Genomic DNA, 18605 nt, shown 5'->3' on the forward strand with positions numbered 1-18605 from the left:
GAAAATCCAGCCCCTCCGCCGGCCGCTTGTTTGCCAGATGCGCACGGATCTGGTTCACCTGGGATAGGGTGTAGATCCGCCGCCCGTTATCCTGTCGATCGGGAATCACGCCTTCGCCATCGAGCGACATCTGTCTGAGCGTCGATTCTGCAATGCCGAGAAGCTGCGCCACCTCGCGGGAGGTAAAGGTCTTCAGCGTCTTGGCCGATTCCGGCTCGTAAAGCCGCTCCCGGATCGATTGAAGCTGCGCGGACAACAGTTTCGACTGGCGGCTGATCTTGAGGGCAGACGATTCGGGCGGTTCGGCAGGGTTAAGGCTGGTTTTCATGTGTTCCTCGCGACGGTTTTTTCACAATCATCGGCATATTTCCGTCGCGGGACAGTCGCCTAAATCCCGCACCTCGTCAAATGATACTTGGTTAACCGGACCTTAACGCGACACTGGTTCCCGGCGTAATCGCCGCTCTGCGACGGACATGCGTGAGGAATGACTGCATCAATAATGTGCATGCATCATTGTTGTGCTTGAAATTGGCGATACCCCCGCTAGTATCGCCGGCGTCGAAGGGAGCGATCCCGCGCGAGACCCCCGGCACATTTCCCCGAAGAAGGACCGTACCCATGACCACAGCAATCCGCCTGCGCGCCTCAGCCCTGGCGATCGGCGTTGCCCTTGCCGCTTCCATGTCTGCAATGGCTGAAGCCAAGACGCTCACCATTTCCTGGTGGGGCTATAACGGCGAGAAGCTGAACGCCAATATCGTCGAGCCGTTCAAGAAGATCTGCGGTTGCGACATCGTTTTTGAAACCGGCAACAATGCGGATCGCCTCAACAAGCTGAAGCTGCGCGGCGGAAAAGGCGTCGACGTCATCTATCTGACCGACAGCTATTCGCAGATCGGCATCGCCGAGGGCCTTTTCCAGAAGGTGGACGCGACCAAGCTTTCGAACCTTGCCGACCTCTACGACCTGGCAAAGGATCCGCAGGGCGGCTATGGCCCGGCCTATACGATCGGGCGCGTCGGCATCGTCTATGATGCTGCCAAGGTCAATCCGGCCATTTCCTCGTGGAACGATCTGTGGCGCGCCGACCTGAAGAGTGCCGTCACCCTTCCCGGCATTACCACCACCGCCGGCCCGATGGTCGTCCTGCAGGCCGCAAAGCATGCCGGCGCAGACGCCTTTGCCGATACTGACAAGGCGTTTGCCTCGATCGAAGCGCTGAAGACGAATGTCGCCAAGAACTACAATACGGGCTCCGAACTGGTAAACCTCATCTCCACAGGTGAAGCCAAGGTTGCCATCGCGCAGGATTTCACGCTGGTCTCGATGAAGGCCGCCGTCCCGACCATGACCTGGGCCAGCCTCTCCGATGGCGACATCGCAACGCTCAACACGGTGAACATTCCGGCGGGGTCGGAAAATGTCGAACTGGCCCACCAGTTCATCAACTTCATCCTGTCGAAGGAAGTGCAGCAGCTTGACGCGGAACAGGGCGTCGATGCGCCGGTGTCCACGAAAGTAACCCTGACGCCCGAGCAGGCCAAGATCTGGACCTATGGCCCGGACATGATCGCAAAGCTCAACCGCCTCGACTACGTCAAACTGAACGACGCCAAGACCGACTGGATCGATCGCTGGAACGAAATCTTCAGCAAGTAAACGCGATTATCCGTGCATGAACAGGCCGGCCCGGCAGCAATCCGGGCCGGCAGACTTGAATGAAAAGGCCGGTTGCGCCATGCTGCCGCCAGATGGGCGTTCAATGCCCGCGACCATTACCCAGCGATAGTGAAATCAAGGCTCCGTCCGCCGTCAAAGACCCCGGACAAGCCGTTTGAGCAAGATATGATAAAACGTTTAAGCCCCTGGATTTTGGCCGGACCGGCAAGCCTGCTCGTGCTGGTTTTCCTGATCCTTCCCGTCGGCTCGACGCTGATTGCGACCTTCACCGATGCAAAGGGCTGGGCGGCCCCCTATGCGACCTTCTTCAACAGCGGCTTTCGGCGCACCGTGCTTTACCGCACCATCGAGATTTCGCTGATCACGACGGTGATCTCCGTCATCCTCGGCTTCATCGCCGCCTATGTCGTGGCGCAGATGCCGGGGCGGCTCAAAAGCATCATGATCATCGCTGCCGTCTTTCCGCTGCTGACGGGCGTCGTGGTGCGCTCCTTCGCCTGGCTGATCCTGCTCGGCAAGAACGGCATTCTCAACTCGGCACTGCTATCGATGGGGATAATTTCCGAGCCGATCTCCATGCTCTACACCGAAGGCGCGGTGATCGCTGCCATGGTCTATCTCTTCGTGCCGCTGATGATCCTGACGCTTGCCGGCGTCCTGGAGGGCATCCCGAAAGACGTGGTGGAAGCGGCAACCTCGCTTGGCGCCGCACCCTTTGCAGTGTTTCGCCAGGTCATCCTGCCGCTTGCCATGCCGGGGCTCATCGTTGGCGCGGTGCTCGTGTTTACCGGCAGCTTCACCTCCTATGCCACACCGCAGCTTCTCGGCGGCGAGCGGCAGATGATGATGGGAACGCTGCTTTACCAGCGCGCCATGGTCACCTTCGATTGGACAGGCGCTTCGACCGTTGCCGCCATCATGGTGGTTGTCACCATTGCAATCGTCATGCTGATGACGCGGCTTGCACGCCGCCTGAACCCGATGGCGGGCTAAACCATGCGCACCACTCTTCATCCCGCCCTGATCGTCATTGCCACGATCATCTTCATCATTCTGATCGCACCGCTCTTCATCATTCTGGGGGCAGCCGTCAGCGACACCAACTACCTGACATTTCCGCCGCAGGGTTTCACCATGCGCTGGTTCACCAACATCTTTGAGATCAGCGCCTTTCGCACCACTGCCATCACCAGCCTGCAGATCGCCTTTTTCGGCACGTTCCTGGCTCTTCTCATCGGCATTCCGGCCGCCTATGCGCTGAACCGCTTTCGCATCCGGCTGCCTTCCTGGCTGTCGAACGTCTTCGTACTGCCCATCCTCGTGCCGGAGATCGTTCTGGGCTTCTCGCTGATGAAATCGGTCACGATCAATCTCGGGCTTCCGGTCTTTGCCACGCTGATGCTAGGCCATGCGCTGCTCGTCTTGCCCTATGCGGTGAGGGTAGTGGGAGCAAGTCTTGCATCCTTCGACTTCTCCATCGAGGAAGCGGCGATCAGCCTCGGTTGCCCGCCCCTGAAAACCTTCCTGACGGTGGTGCTTCCCAATATCAGTGCCGGCGTCATCGCCGCCTTCATTCTGGCCTTCATCACCTCGATCAACGACGTGTCCATTTCACTGTTTCTGACCGGCCCCGGCATTTCCACGCTGCCGATCCAGATCCTGGCGCATATGGAACAGTTTTTCGATCCGACGATTGCCTCCGTTTCCGTGCTGCTGATGCTCCTGACGGTTGGCGTCATGGCCATCGTCGAAGCCACCCTTGGCCTTACCTTCCTGACAAAGTGAATTTGCCGTGACCGTTTCGCTGACACTCGACCACATCACCGCCCATTACGGGTCCACACAGGTGCTGGAAGACCTGTCGCTTGCCATTAAGGCCGGCGAACTGGTCTCGCTGCTCGGCTCGTCCGGCTGCGGCAAGACGACGACGCTGAGGCTTGTCGCGGGCTTTCTGGAGCCGACGAGCGGCACCATCCGGCTTGGCGAGCGCGATCTTACCCGCCTTGCCGCCCACACACGCGATATCGGCCTGGTGTTTCAGAACTATGCCCTGTTTCCACACCTCTCCGTGCGCGACAATGTCGCCTTCGGCCTGAAGCAACGCGGACTGGGGGCCGCCGAGCGCACGGCGAGGGCCAATGCCATGCTGGAGCGCGTCGGCCTGTCGTCCTTTGCCGATCGCATGCCGGCAGCATTGTCGGGCGGGCAGAAGCAGCGTGTGGCGCTTGCTCGCGCGCTTGTCATCGAACCGCCGCTCCTGATGTTCGACGAGCCGCTGTCCAACCTCGATGCCAAGCTGCGCGTCGACATGCGCGTCGAAATCCGGCGCCTACAACGCGCCAATGGCACGACCTCGCTTTATGTGACGCACGACCAGGAAGAGGCGTTTTCGATTTCCGATCGCGTCGCGATCATGAATGCCGGCAAGATCATGCAGCTTGACCGGCCGGAAGTGCTCTACCAACGCCCGGCCAACGCCTTTGTCGCCCGCTTCGTCGGCTTCGAAAACCTAATCGCGATGAGCGTCACCGCCCGCGAAGGCGAAATGGTAACAGCTGTGACCCGGTCGGGCGCCACCCTTCAGCTGTCGCAGGCCGTGTTCGGCGCCATCCCCGATCGCTTCGTTCTGGCAGCCCGGCCGGAAGGGCTTGCCGCCGCCCGGGAAGGGGAGGGGATTCCCGTCACCCTCGGCATCCGCACCTATCTCGGGCGCGCCTACCAATATCAATGCGCAACGACTGAAGGGAACTATCTGGGCAATGGTCCGCTGACGGACCTGATGGAGCCGGGCGCTGCCGCGGTCCTCATTCCCGTTCCTGAACAGTGCTGCATCCTGCCCTCCGACGCCTGAGGAAATCCCATGTCGCTCTCTCCCGCTGAACTCGACGCCGTCCTGGCGCAGGCCGATGCCACGCTGCCCCAGGCGCTTGACCGCCTGTTTGTGCTCATCCGCATCCCGAGTGTCTCGACTGATCCGGCTTATGCGCAAGATTGCCGGCGCGCCGCGGAATGGCTGGCGCAGGATCTTGCCAATATCGGCTTTGACGCGTCCGTCCGCGACACGATCGGCCATCCGATGGTGGTTGGCCATGCGCGCAAGGAGGAGGGGGCGAATATCCTCTTTTACGGCCATTACGATGTGCAGCCAGTCGATCCGGTGGCGCTCTGGGAAACCGATCCGTTCGAGCCCGTGATGAAGCCGCTCGCCAATGGCGATACGGCGATCGTCGCGCGCGGCGCCTCCGACGACAAGGGGCAGATGATGACCTTTGTCGAGGCTTGCCGCGCCTTCAAGGTGGTGACCGGCGGGCTTCCGGTCGGCATCAGCATTCTCTTCGAGGGCGAAGAGGAGGCGGGCAGCCCGAGCCTTGCGCCCTTCATGGAAGAGGCCGCAGCAGAGCTCAAGAGCGACGTCGTCTACGTCTGCGATACCGATATGTGGGACCGCGAGACACCGGCGATCACCACCATGCTGCGCGGCCTCGTCAGCCAGGAAATCGAGATCACCTGCGCCGACCGCGACCTGCATTCCGGCATGTTCGGCAACGCCGCGCGCAATGCGCTGCAGGTGCTCGGTGATGTGGTGGCAAGCCTGCGCCGGCCGGATGGCAGTGTGGCGGTCGAGGGTTTCTATGACGGCGTGAGCGAGCTTTCCGATGAGGTGAGGGCGCTCTGGCAGCGGCTGCCGTTTGACGAGCAAGCGTTCCTCGGCGATGTCGGCCTGAAAATCCCGGCAGGGGAGGAAGGGCGCTCGATCCTCGAACAGGTCTGGGCACGACCCAGCTGCGAGATCAACGGCATGACGGGCGGTTATACCGGCGAGGGGTTCAAGACCGTTATCCCCGCCAAGGCCACGGCGAAGATTTCCTTCCGCCTCGTTGCCGGCCAGGACCCGGAAAAGATCCGCGACGCGTTTCAGGCGCATGTGCGGGCAAGGGTGCCGGCCGACTGCCAGGTCACCTTCAAGACCTATGGACTGGCACCAGCCATCACCATGCCGCTGGATAGTACGTTTTTACGCGCGACAAGCAGTGCGCTTTCTGCAGAATGGGGCCGCGAAACCGCACTCGCCGGAACAGGCGGTTCCATCCCGATCGTTGGTGCCTTCAAGGAAAAGCTCGGCGCCGATACGCTGCTGGTCGGCTTTGCCCGCTTCGACAATCGAGTGCACAGCCCGAACGAGAAATACGACCTGTCGAGCTTCCGCCACGGCATCCGGTCCTGGATCCGCATTCTGGCGGCCCTTTCGGCCTGAGCGAAAAAAGGACAATCCGGCAGGCGATGACCTGCCGGACATTTTTCAGAGCGCCCGGTTTTAAAACACGACCTTCTGCACCGCGCCCGTCTGGACATTGACAAGCCCCTGCGGCGCATAATCGGAAGGCGCCACCAGCACCCAGCGCCACGGCGCGCAGGTGAGGGTCGCAAAGGCCAGACGCTCGGGAAAGCCCGGGAACCAGCGCGGGCTGAAAGTCGGCTCATACATCCAGTCGATCTTTTCACCCTCGGCGTACAGCGCCTGCATCTCCTCGTGCAGTAACTCCGGTGCGCGGCACGTCATTAGGCCGGCCACCTCGTAGCGCACCGTTGCGACCACTTGTCCTTCGCGCACCAGCGCCCATCCGCCGTCATTGTCGGCAATGGCGTTGACGGCCATCGCCATGGCCGCATCGGAGGAGCCGACGCACCAGATATTATGCTTGTCATGCGCCATGGAGCAGGCAAGCGCGGTATCGGGCGTCTTCGGCCCGCAACCGATCCAGAACATCTTTGACACGGCCGCCTTGCCGGAGAACCGGTCAATCACCGAGAATTTCGTGATATTGCGGCTTTCGTCGCGCTGCACCAGCCCGCCCTCGACCGGCAGTTCATAGGTCAAAAACTCGTCGGCCCAGTGGAAGGGGCGAAGCACAGCCGCCTGCATCGTCTGGCGGCCCGGCTCGGCAAAAATGGCAAAATCCGCTTCGGTCAATGGCCGGCCGATGTTCACCGTCTTCGTCGCCCACTGCGGCCAGTCGATCTTCGGCACGTCGGGCAGATAGGTCTTGCCCTCTGAAACCTGCCGTCCATCGGCCCAGACCTTTGCGATCTTAAATGTCTCAACATCCGACAACAGCACGATATCGGCATAGCGCCCCGGCGCAATCGATCCTACCCAGGGGGTGAGCCGCATGTGGCGCGCTGGATTGATGGTGACACACTGGATGGCGATTTCCGGCGCAAGGCCCGACTGGATCGCAAGGCGCACATTGTAATCCGTCGCCCCCATCTTCAGCGTATCGGAAGCGCTGCGGTCGTCGGTGGTAAAGGCAATCTGCGACCAATCACCAAGGCCTCTTTCCAGAAGCCCCTTGACCACGTCCGGCAGGCTGTGCGGGCGAAGTTCCATGAACAGACCATGGGTCAGCTTGTCCCAGAACTCCTCGAAGGTCCAAGCCTCGTGATCGGAGGCAAGGCCGGCAGCGGCAAAGGCGTTGATGGTCGGAAGATCCCGGATGCCGGCGGCATGGCCCTCGACCACGCCGCGCTGCTCGAAGGTGGCTCGGATCATGCCCCAGAGGCGGGCGTGCGACGGATTTTCGGCGTTCCAGACAGCCGGCCAGTCCATGACCTCATCGAGGCCCGCCACCATCAGGCTCTCCTTCAGGAAAGCCTTCTGTTCATCATAGCCCAGATAACCGCCGCCATGTTCATAACCCGTCGGCGGCACGGCCGAGCCGGGGAGGGGGAAGATTTTCAAGGGCGATCCCGCCTCGCGCGCCTTCAGCCAGAACTCCAGCGTCTTTGCCCCATTGACGTTGGAGAACTCGTGGCTTGCCTCGCAGGTCCAGGTATTGCCGCGCGGCAGAACGAGCGCTGCCTCCCATTCCGGCGTCAGATGCGAGCTTTCGATATGCTTGTGCACTTCGCCCAGTCCGGGGACGGCGGAGAGATCCGGCTCATGAACCCTTGTCGTCACCGTGCCCGGATAACTGCCGGCCGGCCCGACATAGGCGATGCGCCGGCCCTTGATGATGATTTCCTGATCTTCGGCCCAGGTGCGGGTCGCGACATCGAGCAGGCGCCCGACGCGCAGCGCTACATCCGCGGGCTCCTTGCCCAGCGCCACCAGCGTCAACTGCTGGCGGATCGCAACTTCGGTGGCGGAATCGGGATTGATATCGATGAGGGCGGGGCGCGTCACGGGCCACTCCTTGGAACTGCGAATGATCGGTCTTTGACCGGGCCGGCCGGTCGGCCATACGGCGATGGTGCCGCGATGGTGCCACTGGGCTTAAACCCGCTCCCGCCTGATCGCAACCGGCGTTTTCCTCAGTCCTCGTCTTCTCCAGCGCCTTCAAGAAGCGGGCTCAACTCGTCCTTCTGCATCTGGTGGCGGCTGAGGAGGCCCGCATCTTCCAGCATGTCGAGATCGGGCAATTCTCGCAGCGTCGCAAAGCCGAAAGCGGCAAGAAAAGCCGGCGTCGTCACATAGGTATAAGGAGAGCCGGGGCCGGTGCTGCGCGGCCCGGACGTGATGAAACCAAGGCGCTTGATATTGGCAATCGTGTCCCGGTTTACCTCGCGGCCGAAAATGCGCGACAACTCGCTGCGCGTGACCGGCTGGAAGTAACCGATCACCATCAGAACCATGGCCTCCTGTTGCGAAAGCTCGGCCGGGAGCTTGACGGGTGCGCCGGAGCTTCGAACCACCTGGGCATAGGCCGGGCGCGTGCGATACTGAAAACCTCCCGAAACCGAGACCAGATCGAAGGGGCGAGTGGCAAGCTCGGCGCGGATATCATCGATGATGAGATCGAGATCACAGTTGCGCCCCACCACCCGCATCAGCACGTCACGTCCAACCGGCTCGGAGGAGGCAAACACGACGGCCTCGACCCGGTTCATCCACTCGCGCCAGCGCGCCGGCGGTGCAAGCGCCAAAAGTTCGGTATCGAGAGGTGCCGGCGGTTTCGGGGTGCGCGCCATGATCAGAGCCCGAAGACGCGCGAATTGGGCCGACCGGACAGCTCCCGGATAGCGCCGAATTCCAAAAGCCGCTCGAACAACCGGCGCGAAGCAAAGCGCGACAGTTTTGCGGTCGCCAGCGAGCCGGAGACGGCATCCTCGCTCAACAGGAGATCGATCGCATCGCCGGCGCCCTTGGCACGAAGTTTCGGCACGACGTCCATGAGGCGTTGCGCCCGCCGGTCGATGTCGCCGGCAAAGCGCACCGCGTCGATGGCAGCGTCAGCAAGCGACAGGGTGAGGGCGCGGGTAAAACCGTCCGCGTCCGGAGACAGGCGCTTCTGGCTGCGCTCGGCGCGAAAATAGGCGGACTGGCGCTGCGCCATCATCAGCGGCAGTGCCACCGGCCAGCCCATCATTTCCTTCAACAGCTGATCGGCCACCCACCAGGCCAGAAGCTCATAAGCGGCACCGAGCGCCATGATGCGCGAAACGATCTGCGCCATCGCATGGGGCGGCGAGGCTGTTTCGCGCGCTGCGGCCTCGCACCAGTGCGGCACCGCCTCAAGCTCATCGAGCCAGCGCAGATCGAGCAGTCCCACCAGGCCTTTCAGCGTCTCGGCCTCCAGAAACAGCGGCCGGGCGGCAAGCCGCTTCCAGGCGCCGTACATGTTGCCGGAGGGGCCGGCATCGTCGCCCGGACGGCGCAGCACCCAGGCATCGCGCAGTTGCGCCTCCTCTTCGCGCCGCCCCGACAGGCGAACGGCAGCGACCCCACATTTCAAGGCCTGACGCTGACGCCATGCACCGGCCCAGGGGTAATCGGCACGCATCACGCGGTCGAGCGCCAGAAGGGCGCCACCGGCCAGAAAGGCTGCCTCCGCATCGCTTTCGACAGCGGCACGCCGGGTTGCCCAGGCAGGGACCTGGAAAACAGGTTGATCAGGCTGACGGGATGGTCGCGCAGGAATCATGGGAGGATCATAGTGGCTTTGCGCGCTTAGGAAAGAGCAGGGCCAGCGAACCGCACAGTTCTTCTAGCTGGCATCGCCCTCGCCGCTGTCATCCCGAAGTCGGCGCGAAAGCAGGGGATAGACCACCAGTCCGTCCTCCTCGCCGCGCGGAAACTGCCCGTCACGGTGTCGCCGCTCGGCCGCCTTGTAGCCGGCGGGACTGACACCAATGTAATGCTTGAACATGCGCGAGAAATAATAGCTGTCGCCATACCCCACCTGTTCTGCCGTCTGCTTGACCGAGCGCCCGCCGGCCAGCAATCCCATGGCACGCTCCATGCGCTTGAACTCCTGATATTTGGTCGGCGTCAGCCCCACCTGCCGGCGAAAGATGCGGCGAAAGTAATCCTGGTTATAGGGAATGGAGGCGAGCACCGTGCCTACGATCCCGTCGTCCAGCGGGTCTGCCGCAATGCGGCTTGCCGCCACCATGACGGCGAGCGATAGGGCGTCGGGATTGTCCACCGACGCCTCCTGCTGCTGGCGCCAGCCGATAAAGGCTGCCTCGATATATTCGGTGAGAAACACCATGAACATGTGATGCTGGGCAAGCGTCGTTGAAGACAGCGGAACGCTCTCGCGGTAATGCCGCACCAGCGGCTGCAGCATCGACCACCGCGGCAGCGCAACCGACCGCTTGAGCTCCATCTGCGAGATCAGATCCATGCGCCCGAACACATCAAGCGTAAAATGCTGGGCAACACCCGTGTAGAGATCGCTCGACACCGCGCGCCCGACAAACTGACGGTTGGCCTCGATCAGCATGGCGCAGCCAGGCTCCATCACCACCCGTTCACCAGCGATCTCATACTCTCCGCATCCCGCAAGACATATGACAAGATCGTGAACGGAATTCGTCTTGTCGATCCGCCAGCTCGGCGAATGCTGCATCTTGATAGTCGAGCGCGTGAGGTTGAGCGTCAGCGCCTGCACGGGAATGGCAGCAAGCGGACCCTGTTCGTTTTTCTCCATCTTTTTGTCCGGAAGCCTCTATTCTCTTCGGTGTCCATGCGGAAGATAGTAGCGCCCATCGATGGAAAACGCCAGTTTTCATCGCCTGTTCAATGGGAGGAGCGGGGCAAGCGGGGAGGAGAGGACGCGTGATGGCGCCGAGTATCCCTTTGCCTCGAGATCAAGATGCAGAATTCGGACTACCCGGAATTCCCTCGACCTGTCGCCGGGACCCCGAGCGCCGCCGCATTTAAGCCGCTGCAGGGACGCCCTGCCCGCCAGCGCGACGGCCGCCTCAACATGTATGACATGATGGCGGGTGCCACAAACACATGGCCCGTTGGAGGTCGCGCATGAGTGGCGACAACCGCTTTCTCGGGCTCTTCTACCTGTCGCCCTATATCATTGGGCTCCTGGTGTTCACGGCGCTGCCTTTTGCCGCCTCGTTCTATCTGAGCTTTACCGATTACAATCTGATGTCGTCGCCGGTGTTTACCGGGCTCGACAACTACTGGAAGCTGTTTACCGGCGACCGCACGTTCCGCAAGTCGCTGTGGGTGACGCTGGTCTACGTGTTCACCACCGTACCGCTGAAGCTCGCCTTTGCGCTCTTCATCGCGGTCATCCTGAACTACAAGCTGAAATTCATCAATTTCTTCCGTACCGCCTTCTACGTGCCCTCGATCCTCGGCGGCTCCATCGCGATTGCCGTGATGTGGCGTTACCTGTTTGCCGATGTCGGCATCGTCAACATGGGGCTGGCAACGCTCGGCTTCGAGCCGGTCAACTGGTTTGGCGATCCCACAAACGCGCTTTTCACCATCACGCTTTTGCGCCTCTGGCAGTTCGGCTCGGCCATGGTGATTTTCCTCGCGGCGCTTCAGAGCATCGACAAGTCGCTCTACGAGGCAGCCTCGATCGATGGCGCGGGCAAGTTTGCCACCTTCTGGCACATCACCATGCCGCTCATCACACCGGTCATCTTCTTCAACCTGATCATGCAGATGGTCCAGGCCTTCCAGGAGTTCAACGGGCCCTACATCATCACGCAGGGCGGCCCGCTGAAGTCCACCTATCTCCTGCCGCTCTACATCTATGAGGAAGCCTTCCGGCGGTTCGACATGGGTTATGCCTCGGCCATTGCCTGGGTGCTCTTCGTCATCATCATGGTGCTTACCCTCATCGCCTTCTGGTCCTCGCGCCATTGGGTCTATTACGCCGGCGACAAGAGGAGCTGATCCGATGGCAAACCATATCCTTTCAGAAAACCTTGCGCTCGATCAGGAAGCAGACCGCATCCTGAAGGCACAGCGCCGCCGCCAGTTCATCAGTGCCACCCTGCGTTACGGTGTGCTGACACTCGTCGGCCTCATCATGCTCTATCCGCTGATCTGGCTGATCGGCGCCTCGTTCAAGACCAATTCGGAAATCTTTGCCGGCGCCGGCTTCATCCCGAACGAAGCCACCATTTCCGGCTATGTGCAGGGCTGGCAAACCTCGACGCCCTATACATTCGGGCGCTTCTTCTGGAACACGTTCCTGATCGTCGTGCCAAAGATGATCGGCACGGTGGTGTCCTGCACGGCTGTCGCCTACGGGTTTGCCCGCTTTGATTTCCCGGGCAAGAAGGTCCTGTTTGCCTCGCTGATCGCCACGCTTTTGCTGCCGAACGTCGTCACCCGCATTCCGCAATATCTGCTGTTTCGCGATCTCGGCTGGCTCGACAGTTTCCTGCCGCTCTGGGTACCCTCGGCTTTTGCCGGTGATGCCTTCTTCGTCTTCATGCTGGTGCAGTTCCTGCGCGCCATTCCGCGCGACATGGAAGAGGCCGCCCGCGTCGATGGCGCCAATACCTGGCAGGTGCTGCTGTTCATCGTCGTGCCGCTTCTGACGCCGGCGCTGATTTCGGTCTGCCTGTTCCAGTTCATGTGGACGATGAACGATTTTCTGGGGCCCCTGATCTACCTCTCCTCGGTCGACAAGTTTCCGGTGTCGCTCGCCCTCAAGCTCTCCATCGATACCACCGAAGCCTTCGAGTGGAACCGCATCCTCGCCATGTCGGTGCTGACCATCATGCCGGCGCTCATCGTGTTCTTCGTGGCGCAGAAATATTTCATCGAAGGCATCTCCGCCGGTGGCGTGAAAGGATAAGACAATGGCTCGCCTGCAGCTTAGAAACCTCGAAAAAGACTATGGCGGCTTCAAAGCCGTCCACGGGATCAACCTGGACGTCGCAGATGGCGAGTTCATGGTTCTGGTCGGCCCCTCCGGCTGCGCCAAATCCACGACGCTGCGCATGATTGCCGGCCTGGAGCGCATTACCGGCGGTGAAATCCGCATCGGCGATAACCTCGTCAACGACAAGGCGCCCGGCGAGCGCGGCATCGCCATGGTGTTCCAGAACTATGCGCTTTATCCGCATATGAAGGTGCGCAAGAACCTTTCCTTCGGGCTTCGCCTGAAGCGCCGGCCGGCGGAAGAAATCGAGCAGGCAACGCAGGACGTCTCCAATATCCTGGAGATTGGCGATTATCTGGAGCGTCTGCCAAAACAGCTTTCCGGTGGCCAGGCGCAGCGTGTCGCCGTCGGGCGCGCCCTCATCAAGAAACCGCAGGTTTTTCTGTTCGATGAGCCGCTGTCGAACCTTGATGCCAAGCTGCGTGCCTCGATGCGGGTGCGCATCACCGATCTGCACAAGCAGCTGAAGGCCGACGGCCTGCAATCCACCGTCGTCTACGTCACGCATGACCAGACGGAAGCCATGACCATGGGCGACCGCATCTGCGTGATGAAGGAAGGCCGCATCATGCAGGTGGCCGATCCGGTGACGCTTTATAACCGCCCGGCCAATGCCTTCGTGGCCGGCTTCATCGGCAGCCCGGAAATGAACCTCATCGATGCGGAATTGTCCGGCAGCCGTCTGGCGATCGGCACCCAGACCTATGACCTGTCGCCTGAGATCATGGCGCGTCTCAGCCCGAAGACGCCGAAGGGTGTCACGCTTGGCGTGCGCCCGCAGCATTTTGCCGTGGTGGGGCCAGAGGCAGGGAACGCGCTCACGGGCCGCGTCTCGCATGTCGAGTTCATGGGCCACGAGGTCTACCTCTACATCCATGTCGAGGGCCAGCAGATCATCGCGGTCGTCTCCGCCAGCAATTACGACCGCAGCAAGATCAACGGCGATCTCGTGCGCCTTTCGCCGCAGCCCGAGGCCGCCCATCTGTTCGATCGCCAGTCCGGGGAAAACATTTCCCTGGCCGCCATCCAGTAACCACCGTTCGGGGAGGAACGACATGAAACTGACCAAACTTCTTCTGGCCACGGCATGTGCCGCAACCAGTCTCGCGCCACTTGCCCATTCTGCCGATCTGCGCATGTCCTGGTGGGGTGGCGACAGCCGCCACAAGGCAACGCAGGCAGCGCTGAAAGCCTGCGGCGAAAAACACGGCCACACCATTGCGCCGGAATATACCGGCTGGGACGGGCATCTGGAAAAGGTCACCACCCAGATTGCCGGTGGCACCGAAGCCGACATCATGCAGATCAACTGGCCCTGGCTGCCGCTGTTTTCCATCAAGGGCGACGGTTTTGCCGATCTGTCCCAGTTCAAGGACGTGCTCGACCTTAGCCAGTGGACGAAGGAAGAACTGGCCGCCGGCTCGATGAACGGCAAGCTGAACGGTCTTCCCGTTTCCACCACCGGCCGCGTCTTCATGTTCAACAAGACAGCCCTCGACAAGGCAGGCGTTGCCATTCCCAAAACCTGGGACGAGCTGTTTGCGGCGGCAAAGACGCTGAAGGAAAAGGTCGGGCCGGGCGCCTATCCGATGAATGCGGTAAAGGAAACCGCCGTGCTCTTGATCTCGCTCAACGCCACGCAGGCGACGGGCAAGGATCTTGTCGATCAAAAGACCGGCAAGGTGGCCTGGACGGAAGAAGAACTGACATCGGCCATCGACTTCTACGGCAAGATGGTGAGCGAAGGCGTCGTGATCTCGCAGAAGGACAATGCCGCCGAGGGCAATCTCAACCTGTTTGAAAGCCCCAAATGGGCCGATGGCCGCATCTCCGGCTCCTATGAGTGGGATTCGACCTATTCCAAATATGCCGACCCGCTGAAGGGCCAGGTGCTGGAACCGGTGGCGCTTCTGAAGAATGCCGATGCCAAGACCGAAGGCGTCTATCGCAAGCCCTCCATGGTGTTTTCGATCTCCAAGCGGTCGAAGAACCCGAAGGCGGCCGCGGAAATCGTCAACTGCCTGCTGAACGAGCCGGAAGGCATCAAGGCGCTCGGCACCTCGCGCGGCCTGCCGGCGAGCAAGGTGGCGGCAAAGACGCTGCTGGATGCGGGCGTCATCGAACCGGAACTGGCCGCAGCCAATGCCATCATCATCGCCAGCACCGGCCCGACCGTGTCGCCGCTCAATGAGCATCCGGAGGTGCGCGCGGTCTTCATCGATACGCTGGAGCAATATGCCTACGGACAGATGACCTCTGCGGAAGCGGCCGAAGAAATCATCGACGGCGTCAACGACGTCCTGAAGAAGTTCTGACGAGACTGCCGGCCGCCCTTTCTCGGGCGGCCGGTGCCTTCCTCCGGCAAGACAGCCGGACCCGACGAGGACACCATCATGCCCAGCCTTTTGCCGCTCTGCGCCACCACGCGGACCGCAAGCTTCAGCCTTGACGCCGACAGCCACCATTTTGCGCTCGAACGCCCGCGCGAGTGGCTGATTCACGATGAAGGCGGCTTGTTGGTCGCAGAAGGCATGACATCACAGGTCGTCCTTACGCTGCACGACCTCAAGCCTCAAACGCGCTATCTGCTGGCGGTTGAGGGCACCGATCTTTCCTTTGAAACCATGCCGGAACGTGCATTGGTCGACATCACCCAGATGGGTGCAAGCGTCGACGCAGACGATAATGCGCAGAGCATTCAGGCGGCTATCGACAGCCTGCCTGAAGGCGGAACGCTGAAGATTCCGGCCGGCACATATCGCTCCGGTCCGCTGTTCCTGAAGAGCGACATGACGCTTCTTCTGGAAGAGGGCGCCTGCCTGCTCGGCCATCCCGACCGCAGCCGCTACCCGGCGCTGCCGGCACGACACGCCGACGGGCGCGTGCTCGGCACCTGGGAAGGCGTTGCGGAAGCCTGTTTTGCCAGCCTCATCACCGCCATCGACTGCAAGAACCTTGTGATCACCGGCGCCGGCACAATCGATGGCGGCGGCGACGCCGGCGACTGGTGGACCTGGCCGAAGGAGACGCGCGACGGCGCGCGGCGTCCACGCACGCTGTTTTTATCGAACGGGCGGGATCTCATCCTTTCCGGCATCACGGTGCGCAATTCGCCTTCCTGGACCATTCACCCGGTCTTTTGCGAAAACCTGCTCGCCGCGGATCTCACCATCGAAAACGACCCGCTGTCTCCCAATACCGACGGCTTCAACCCGGAATGCTGCCGCGAAGTCGCGCTCATGGGTCTGCACTTCTCCGTCGGTGACGATTGCATTGCCATCAAGGCCGGCAAGCGCGATCCGAAAGGCGGTCTCGACCGGAGTTGCGAGCGCATCACCATCGAGAACTGCCGCATGGAGCGCGGCCATGGCGGTGTCGTCATCGGCAGCGAAATGAGCGGCAGCGTGCGCGATGTCACCGTGCGCCGCTGCATCCTTGTCGAGACCGACCGGGGATTGCGGGTAAAGACCCGGCGCGGGCGGGGCGGAGAGGTGGCCAACATCACGCTTGAAGATTGCCTGATGGACCGGGTTGCGATGCCGCTCGTCATCAACAGCTTCTATTTCTGCGATGCCGACGGGCGTTCGGATTATGTCCAGTCACGCCAGCCGATTCCCGTCGACAATGCAACCCCACGCATTTCCGGCATCACCATCCGCAATGTCGTGGCCCGAAATGTCGGCGTGGCGGCGGCAGCCTTCTACGGACTGCCGGAGGCGCCGATCACCGGCATCGTCATCGACAATTACCAGGTCACCTACGATCCGGACGCGCAGCCGGACGTGCCGGACATGGCGCTTAATTTCCAGCCGATGCGTCATGGCGCGATCATTGCCGAACATGCCGAATTTACCCGCCGCAGCGGTATCCGCCTTCCTTCCCCCGATCAGAGTATTGCCGTATGACTGCACGCCTCACCGACTATTTCGACGCCTATGCGGCAGACTACGCACCTTACAAGGGCGGCGCCTGGTGCTACGAGGATGGCTGCCTCTATCGCGGGCTGATTGCGCTGTTCGAGGCGACCGGCGAACAGCGCTGGTTCGATCACCTGAAGCGGCTGATCGACAAGCAGGTCAACGCCTCAGGTGAACTTGCCGGCTACACGGTCGAAGAATACAATATCGACAACATCCTGCCCGGTCGCGCGCTGGTCGCTCTGGCACGCCAGACAGGCGACGAACGGTATCGCAAGGCTGCACATCTCCTGGCGCGCCAGTTCGACACCCACCCGCGCATCGCAGCCGGGCCGCATTGGCACAAGCTGCGCTATCCCCACCAGGTCTGGCTGGACGGGCTTTACATGGCGCTGCCGTTCAAGCTGGACTATGCAGCCCTCGTCCGACGGCCGGCATTGGCCGACGAAGCCGTGCAGGAGCTTCTGACGGCGCTCGACCTCACCTTCGATGAGGCAAGCGGGCTTTACCGGCACGGCTATGATGAAAGCCGCCTGCAATCCTGGGCCGACAAGGAAACCGGCCTTTCCCCGGCCCATTGGGCGCGCTCCATCGGATGGATGGCGATGGCCATGATCGACATGCTGGACATGCTTGAACCTGCACCAGCAAGAGATGACTTGGCCGCCCGCCTTTATGCCCTCCTTTCAAGGCTTGAGACGCTGCGCACCGAAGATGGCCGCTGGCTGCAGGTGATCGACCAGCCGGACCTTGCAGGCAATTATGCCGAAAGCTCGGCCACGGCCATGTTCGCTTATGTCTTTCTGAAGGCTGCACGGCTCAAGGTCACGCAGGCTGGCGCAGGCGTGGGCCTGCAGGCACTGGATGCTCTTCAACAATTGTCCCTGCGACCAAATCAGCAAGGCCGGATCGTGCTGCAGGACATCTGTTGCGTTGCCGGTCTTGGCGGGTTCGACGGTCATTACAGGGATGGCACGCCTGCCTATTACGTGTCGGAAGTCCAGCGTGATGACGATATCAAGGGCGTCGGGCCATTGATGATGGCCTATGCGGAACAGGTTGTCGGCACAAAAATGGCTCTTACCAAAGAGACAGCCGTTGCCTGATACGCCATCAAGCCAGCATCTGCCATCTTGATGGCAGATGCTGTTCTCCCTATACTCCTTGGCACAAGGAGATGAACCCATGGTCGAACCACAGCTTTCCGTGCGAAGTGCCAAGGCGCGTGATCTTGCCCATCGGCTGGCCCGTCGGGAAAACCGGTCGATTGCCGATATCGTCGAACGGGCGCTCGAATCCTATGAAGTGCGCGAGGCAGGCCGCGAACCGGCCATGCAATTTTATGCTCGACTGGCCGAGACAGGCAGCAGCGACATCGATCTTGACGACATCATCCGCGCCGGACGCACGCCGCATGCGGGACTGGACCTTTGATCTTCATCGATACGAATGTGATCTCCGAAACGCTGAAGAAGGCGCCGGCCCCTGCCGTCATTGCCTGGCTGGTGCGCCATGATGCCGAGATCGCCCTGTCGTCGATTGCGATCGCCGAAATCGCGTATGGCATCCAGAAAATCCGGCCGGACGAGCGTGCCGACCGTCTGGAGCAGGGCCTTTCCGATTGGCGCCGCCGATTTGCCGACCGCATCTTCGCCTTCAACGAGGAGGCAGCGCTTGCCTATGGCGAGATCATGGGACAAGCAGCCCAAAAGGGCCGCACGATGTCGGCACCGGACGGTATGATTGCCGCTGTCGCAAAAATCCACGGCGGCCGGTTTGCCACCCGCAACACCGGTGACTTCCTGACCACCGGACTTGCCCTCACCAACCCCTGGGACTTCTGAACCGGCTTCAG

At 61.5% G+C, this 18605-nt stretch carries 18 protein-coding genes; 13 read left to right on the forward strand and 5 right to left on the reverse strand.

The annotated features are described in order from the left end of the window. Positions 1-328 (reverse strand): MerR family transcriptional regulator (locus ACEXP3_RS10165; RefSeq protein WP_377297157.1); only part of this gene is annotated, 328 nt, incomplete at its 3' end. Between the two features lie 356 nt (positions 329-684). On the opposite strand from ACEXP3_RS10165, the gene ACEXP3_RS10170 reads away from it, so the two are divergent. The 5 genes from ACEXP3_RS10170 to ACEXP3_RS10190 all read left to right on the forward strand — a co-directional run bounded on the left by ACEXP3_RS10170 (position 685) and on the right by ACEXP3_RS10190 (position 5938). After that, positions 685-1662, forward strand: a complete 978-nt coding sequence (locus ACEXP3_RS10170; RefSeq protein WP_377297204.1) for an ABC transporter substrate-binding protein — start codon at positions 685-687, stop codon at positions 1660-1662. Positions 1663-1848: 186 nt separating this feature from the next. Continuing rightward, the gene (locus tag ACEXP3_RS10175) at positions 1849-2676 is read left to right on the forward strand and encodes an ABC transporter permease (protein ID WP_210106672.1); all 828 of its coding nucleotides are present in this window, start codon (positions 1849-1851) and stop codon (positions 2674-2676) included. Between the two features lie 3 nt (positions 2677-2679). Next, complete coding sequence (locus tag ACEXP3_RS10180; protein ID WP_377297158.1) at positions 2680-3468, forward strand: ABC transporter permease; 789 nt, start codon at positions 2680-2682, stop codon at positions 3466-3468. 7 nt (positions 3469-3475) lie between these two features. After that, entirely contained in the window at positions 3476-4534 is a 1059-nt protein-coding gene (locus ACEXP3_RS10185; RefSeq protein ID WP_377297159.1) for an ABC transporter ATP-binding protein, read from the forward strand. A gap of 9 nt (positions 4535-4543) precedes the next feature. Further along, entirely contained in the window at positions 4544-5938 is a 1395-nt protein-coding gene (locus ACEXP3_RS10190; RefSeq protein ID WP_377297160.1) for a dipeptidase, read from the forward strand. Positions 5939-5998: 60 nt separating this feature from the next. On the opposite strand, the gene ACEXP3_RS10195 is transcribed toward ACEXP3_RS10190, so the two are convergent. The 4 genes from ACEXP3_RS10195 to ACEXP3_RS10210 form a co-directional block, all read right to left on the reverse strand. Beyond that, on the reverse strand, positions 5999-7867 hold the full coding sequence (locus ACEXP3_RS10195) for an adenine deaminase (RefSeq protein ID WP_377297161.1): 1869 nt from the start codon (positions 7865-7867) through the stop codon (positions 5999-6001). Between the two features lie 128 nt (positions 7868-7995). Next, the gene (gene scpB, locus ACEXP3_RS10200) at positions 7996-8652 is read right to left on the reverse strand and encodes an SMC-Scp complex subunit ScpB (protein ID WP_377297162.1); all 657 of its coding nucleotides are present in this window, start codon (positions 8650-8652) and stop codon (positions 7996-7998) included. Positions 8653-8654: 2 nt separating this feature from the next. Next, positions 8655-9605, reverse strand: a complete 951-nt coding sequence (locus ACEXP3_RS10205; RefSeq protein WP_377297163.1) for a DUF1403 family protein — start codon at positions 9603-9605, stop codon at positions 8655-8657. A gap of 63 nt (positions 9606-9668) precedes the next feature. Continuing rightward, positions 9669-10616 (reverse strand): helix-turn-helix domain-containing protein, encoded by a 948-nt coding sequence (locus ACEXP3_RS10210; protein WP_377297164.1) that lies wholly within the window; start codon positions 10614-10616, stop codon positions 9669-9671. A 332-nt stretch (positions 10617-10948) separates the two neighbouring features. Between ACEXP3_RS10210 and ACEXP3_RS10215 the strand changes: the two genes are divergently transcribed. The 8 genes from ACEXP3_RS10215 to ACEXP3_RS10250 all read left to right on the forward strand — a co-directional run bounded on the left by ACEXP3_RS10215 (position 10949) and on the right by ACEXP3_RS10250 (position 18594). Then, positions 10949-11833, forward strand: a complete 885-nt coding sequence (locus ACEXP3_RS10215) for a carbohydrate ABC transporter permease (RefSeq protein ID WP_377297165.1) — start codon at positions 10949-10951, stop codon at positions 11831-11833. Positions 11834-11837: 4 nt separating this feature from the next. Beyond that, positions 11838-12746 (forward strand): carbohydrate ABC transporter permease, encoded by a 909-nt coding sequence (locus ACEXP3_RS10220; RefSeq protein WP_508436195.1) that lies wholly within the window; start codon positions 11838-11840, stop codon positions 12744-12746. A 4-nt stretch (positions 12747-12750) separates the two neighbouring features. Continuing rightward, positions 12751-13866 (forward strand): ABC transporter ATP-binding protein, encoded by a 1116-nt coding sequence (locus tag ACEXP3_RS10225; protein WP_377297166.1) that lies wholly within the window; start codon positions 12751-12753, stop codon positions 13864-13866. Positions 13867-13888: 22 nt separating this feature from the next. After that, a complete protein-coding gene (locus ACEXP3_RS10230) occupies positions 13889-15148 on the forward strand; it encodes an ABC transporter substrate-binding protein (RefSeq protein WP_377297167.1) in 1260 nt (419 codons plus the stop codon). A 78-nt stretch (positions 15149-15226) separates the two neighbouring features. Continuing rightward, complete coding sequence (gene pglA, locus ACEXP3_RS10235) at positions 15227-16738, forward strand: polygalacturonase PglA (protein WP_377297168.1); 1512 nt, start codon at positions 15227-15229, stop codon at positions 16736-16738. Next, the gene (locus ACEXP3_RS10240; RefSeq protein WP_377297169.1) at positions 16735-17856 is read left to right on the forward strand and encodes a glycoside hydrolase family 88/105 protein; all 1122 of its coding nucleotides are present in this window, start codon (positions 16735-16737) and stop codon (positions 17854-17856) included. The genes pglA and ACEXP3_RS10240 overlap by 4 nt, the downstream gene beginning before the upstream one ends. Before the next feature lie 79 nt (positions 17857-17935). Next, complete coding sequence (locus tag ACEXP3_RS10245) at positions 17936-18184, forward strand: type II toxin-antitoxin system VapB family antitoxin (RefSeq protein ID WP_377297170.1); 249 nt, start codon at positions 17936-17938, stop codon at positions 18182-18184. Next, on the forward strand, positions 18181-18594 hold the full coding sequence (locus tag ACEXP3_RS10250) for a type II toxin-antitoxin system VapC family toxin (RefSeq protein WP_377297171.1): 414 nt from the start codon (positions 18181-18183) through the stop codon (positions 18592-18594). The genes ACEXP3_RS10245 and ACEXP3_RS10250 overlap by 4 nt, the downstream gene beginning before the upstream one ends. The last annotated feature ends 11 nt before the right edge of the window (positions 18595-18605 follow it).

The sequence above is a fragment of the Neorhizobium fuzhouense genome, assembly GCF_042611105.1.
Lineage (GTDB): Bacteria > Pseudomonadota > Alphaproteobacteria > Rhizobiales > Rhizobiaceae > Neorhizobium > Neorhizobium galegae_A.

Coding starts and splice junctions, on each gene's coding strand:
- ACEXP3_RS10170 (WP_377297204.1), top strand. CDS start 685: ATGTCTGCAATGGCTGAAGCCAAGACGCTCACCATTTCCTGGTGGGGC.
- ACEXP3_RS10175 (WP_210106672.1), top strand. CDS start 1,849: ATGATAAAACGTTTAAGCCCCTGGATTTTGGCCGGACCGGCAAGCCTG.
- ACEXP3_RS10180 (WP_377297158.1), top strand. CDS start 2,680: ATGCGCACCACTCTTCATCCCGCCCTGATCGTCATTGCCACGATCATC.
- ACEXP3_RS10190 (WP_377297160.1), top strand. CDS start 4,544: ATGTCGCTCTCTCCCGCTGAACTCGACGCCGTCCTGGCGCAGGCCGAT.
- scpB (WP_377297162.1), bottom strand. CDS start 8,652: ATGGCGCGCACCCCGAAACCGCCGGCACCTCTCGATACCGAACTTTTG.
- ACEXP3_RS10205 (WP_377297163.1), bottom strand. CDS start 9,605: ATGATTCCTGCGCGACCATCCCGTCAGCCTGATCAACCTGTTTTCCAG.
- ACEXP3_RS10210 (WP_377297164.1), bottom strand. CDS start 10,616: ATGGAGAAAAACGAACAGGGTCCGCTTGCTGCCATTCCCGTGCAGGCG.
- ACEXP3_RS10215 (WP_377297165.1), top strand. CDS start 10,949: ATGAGTGGCGACAACCGCTTTCTCGGGCTCTTCTACCTGTCGCCCTAT.
- ACEXP3_RS10220 (WP_508436195.1), top strand. CDS start 11,838: ATGGCAAACCATATCCTTTCAGAAAACCTTGCGCTCGATCAGGAAGCA.
- ACEXP3_RS10225 (WP_377297166.1), top strand. CDS start 12,751: ATGGCTCGCCTGCAGCTTAGAAACCTCGAAAAAGACTATGGCGGCTTC.
- ACEXP3_RS10230 (WP_377297167.1), top strand. CDS start 13,889: ATGAAACTGACCAAACTTCTTCTGGCCACGGCATGTGCCGCAACCAGT.
- pglA (WP_377297168.1), top strand. CDS start 15,227: ATGCCCAGCCTTTTGCCGCTCTGCGCCACCACGCGGACCGCAAGCTTC.
- ACEXP3_RS10240 (WP_377297169.1), top strand. CDS start 16,735: ATGACTGCACGCCTCACCGACTATTTCGACGCCTATGCGGCAGACTAC.
- ACEXP3_RS10245 (WP_377297170.1), top strand. CDS start 17,936: ATGGTCGAACCACAGCTTTCCGTGCGAAGTGCCAAGGCGCGTGATCTT.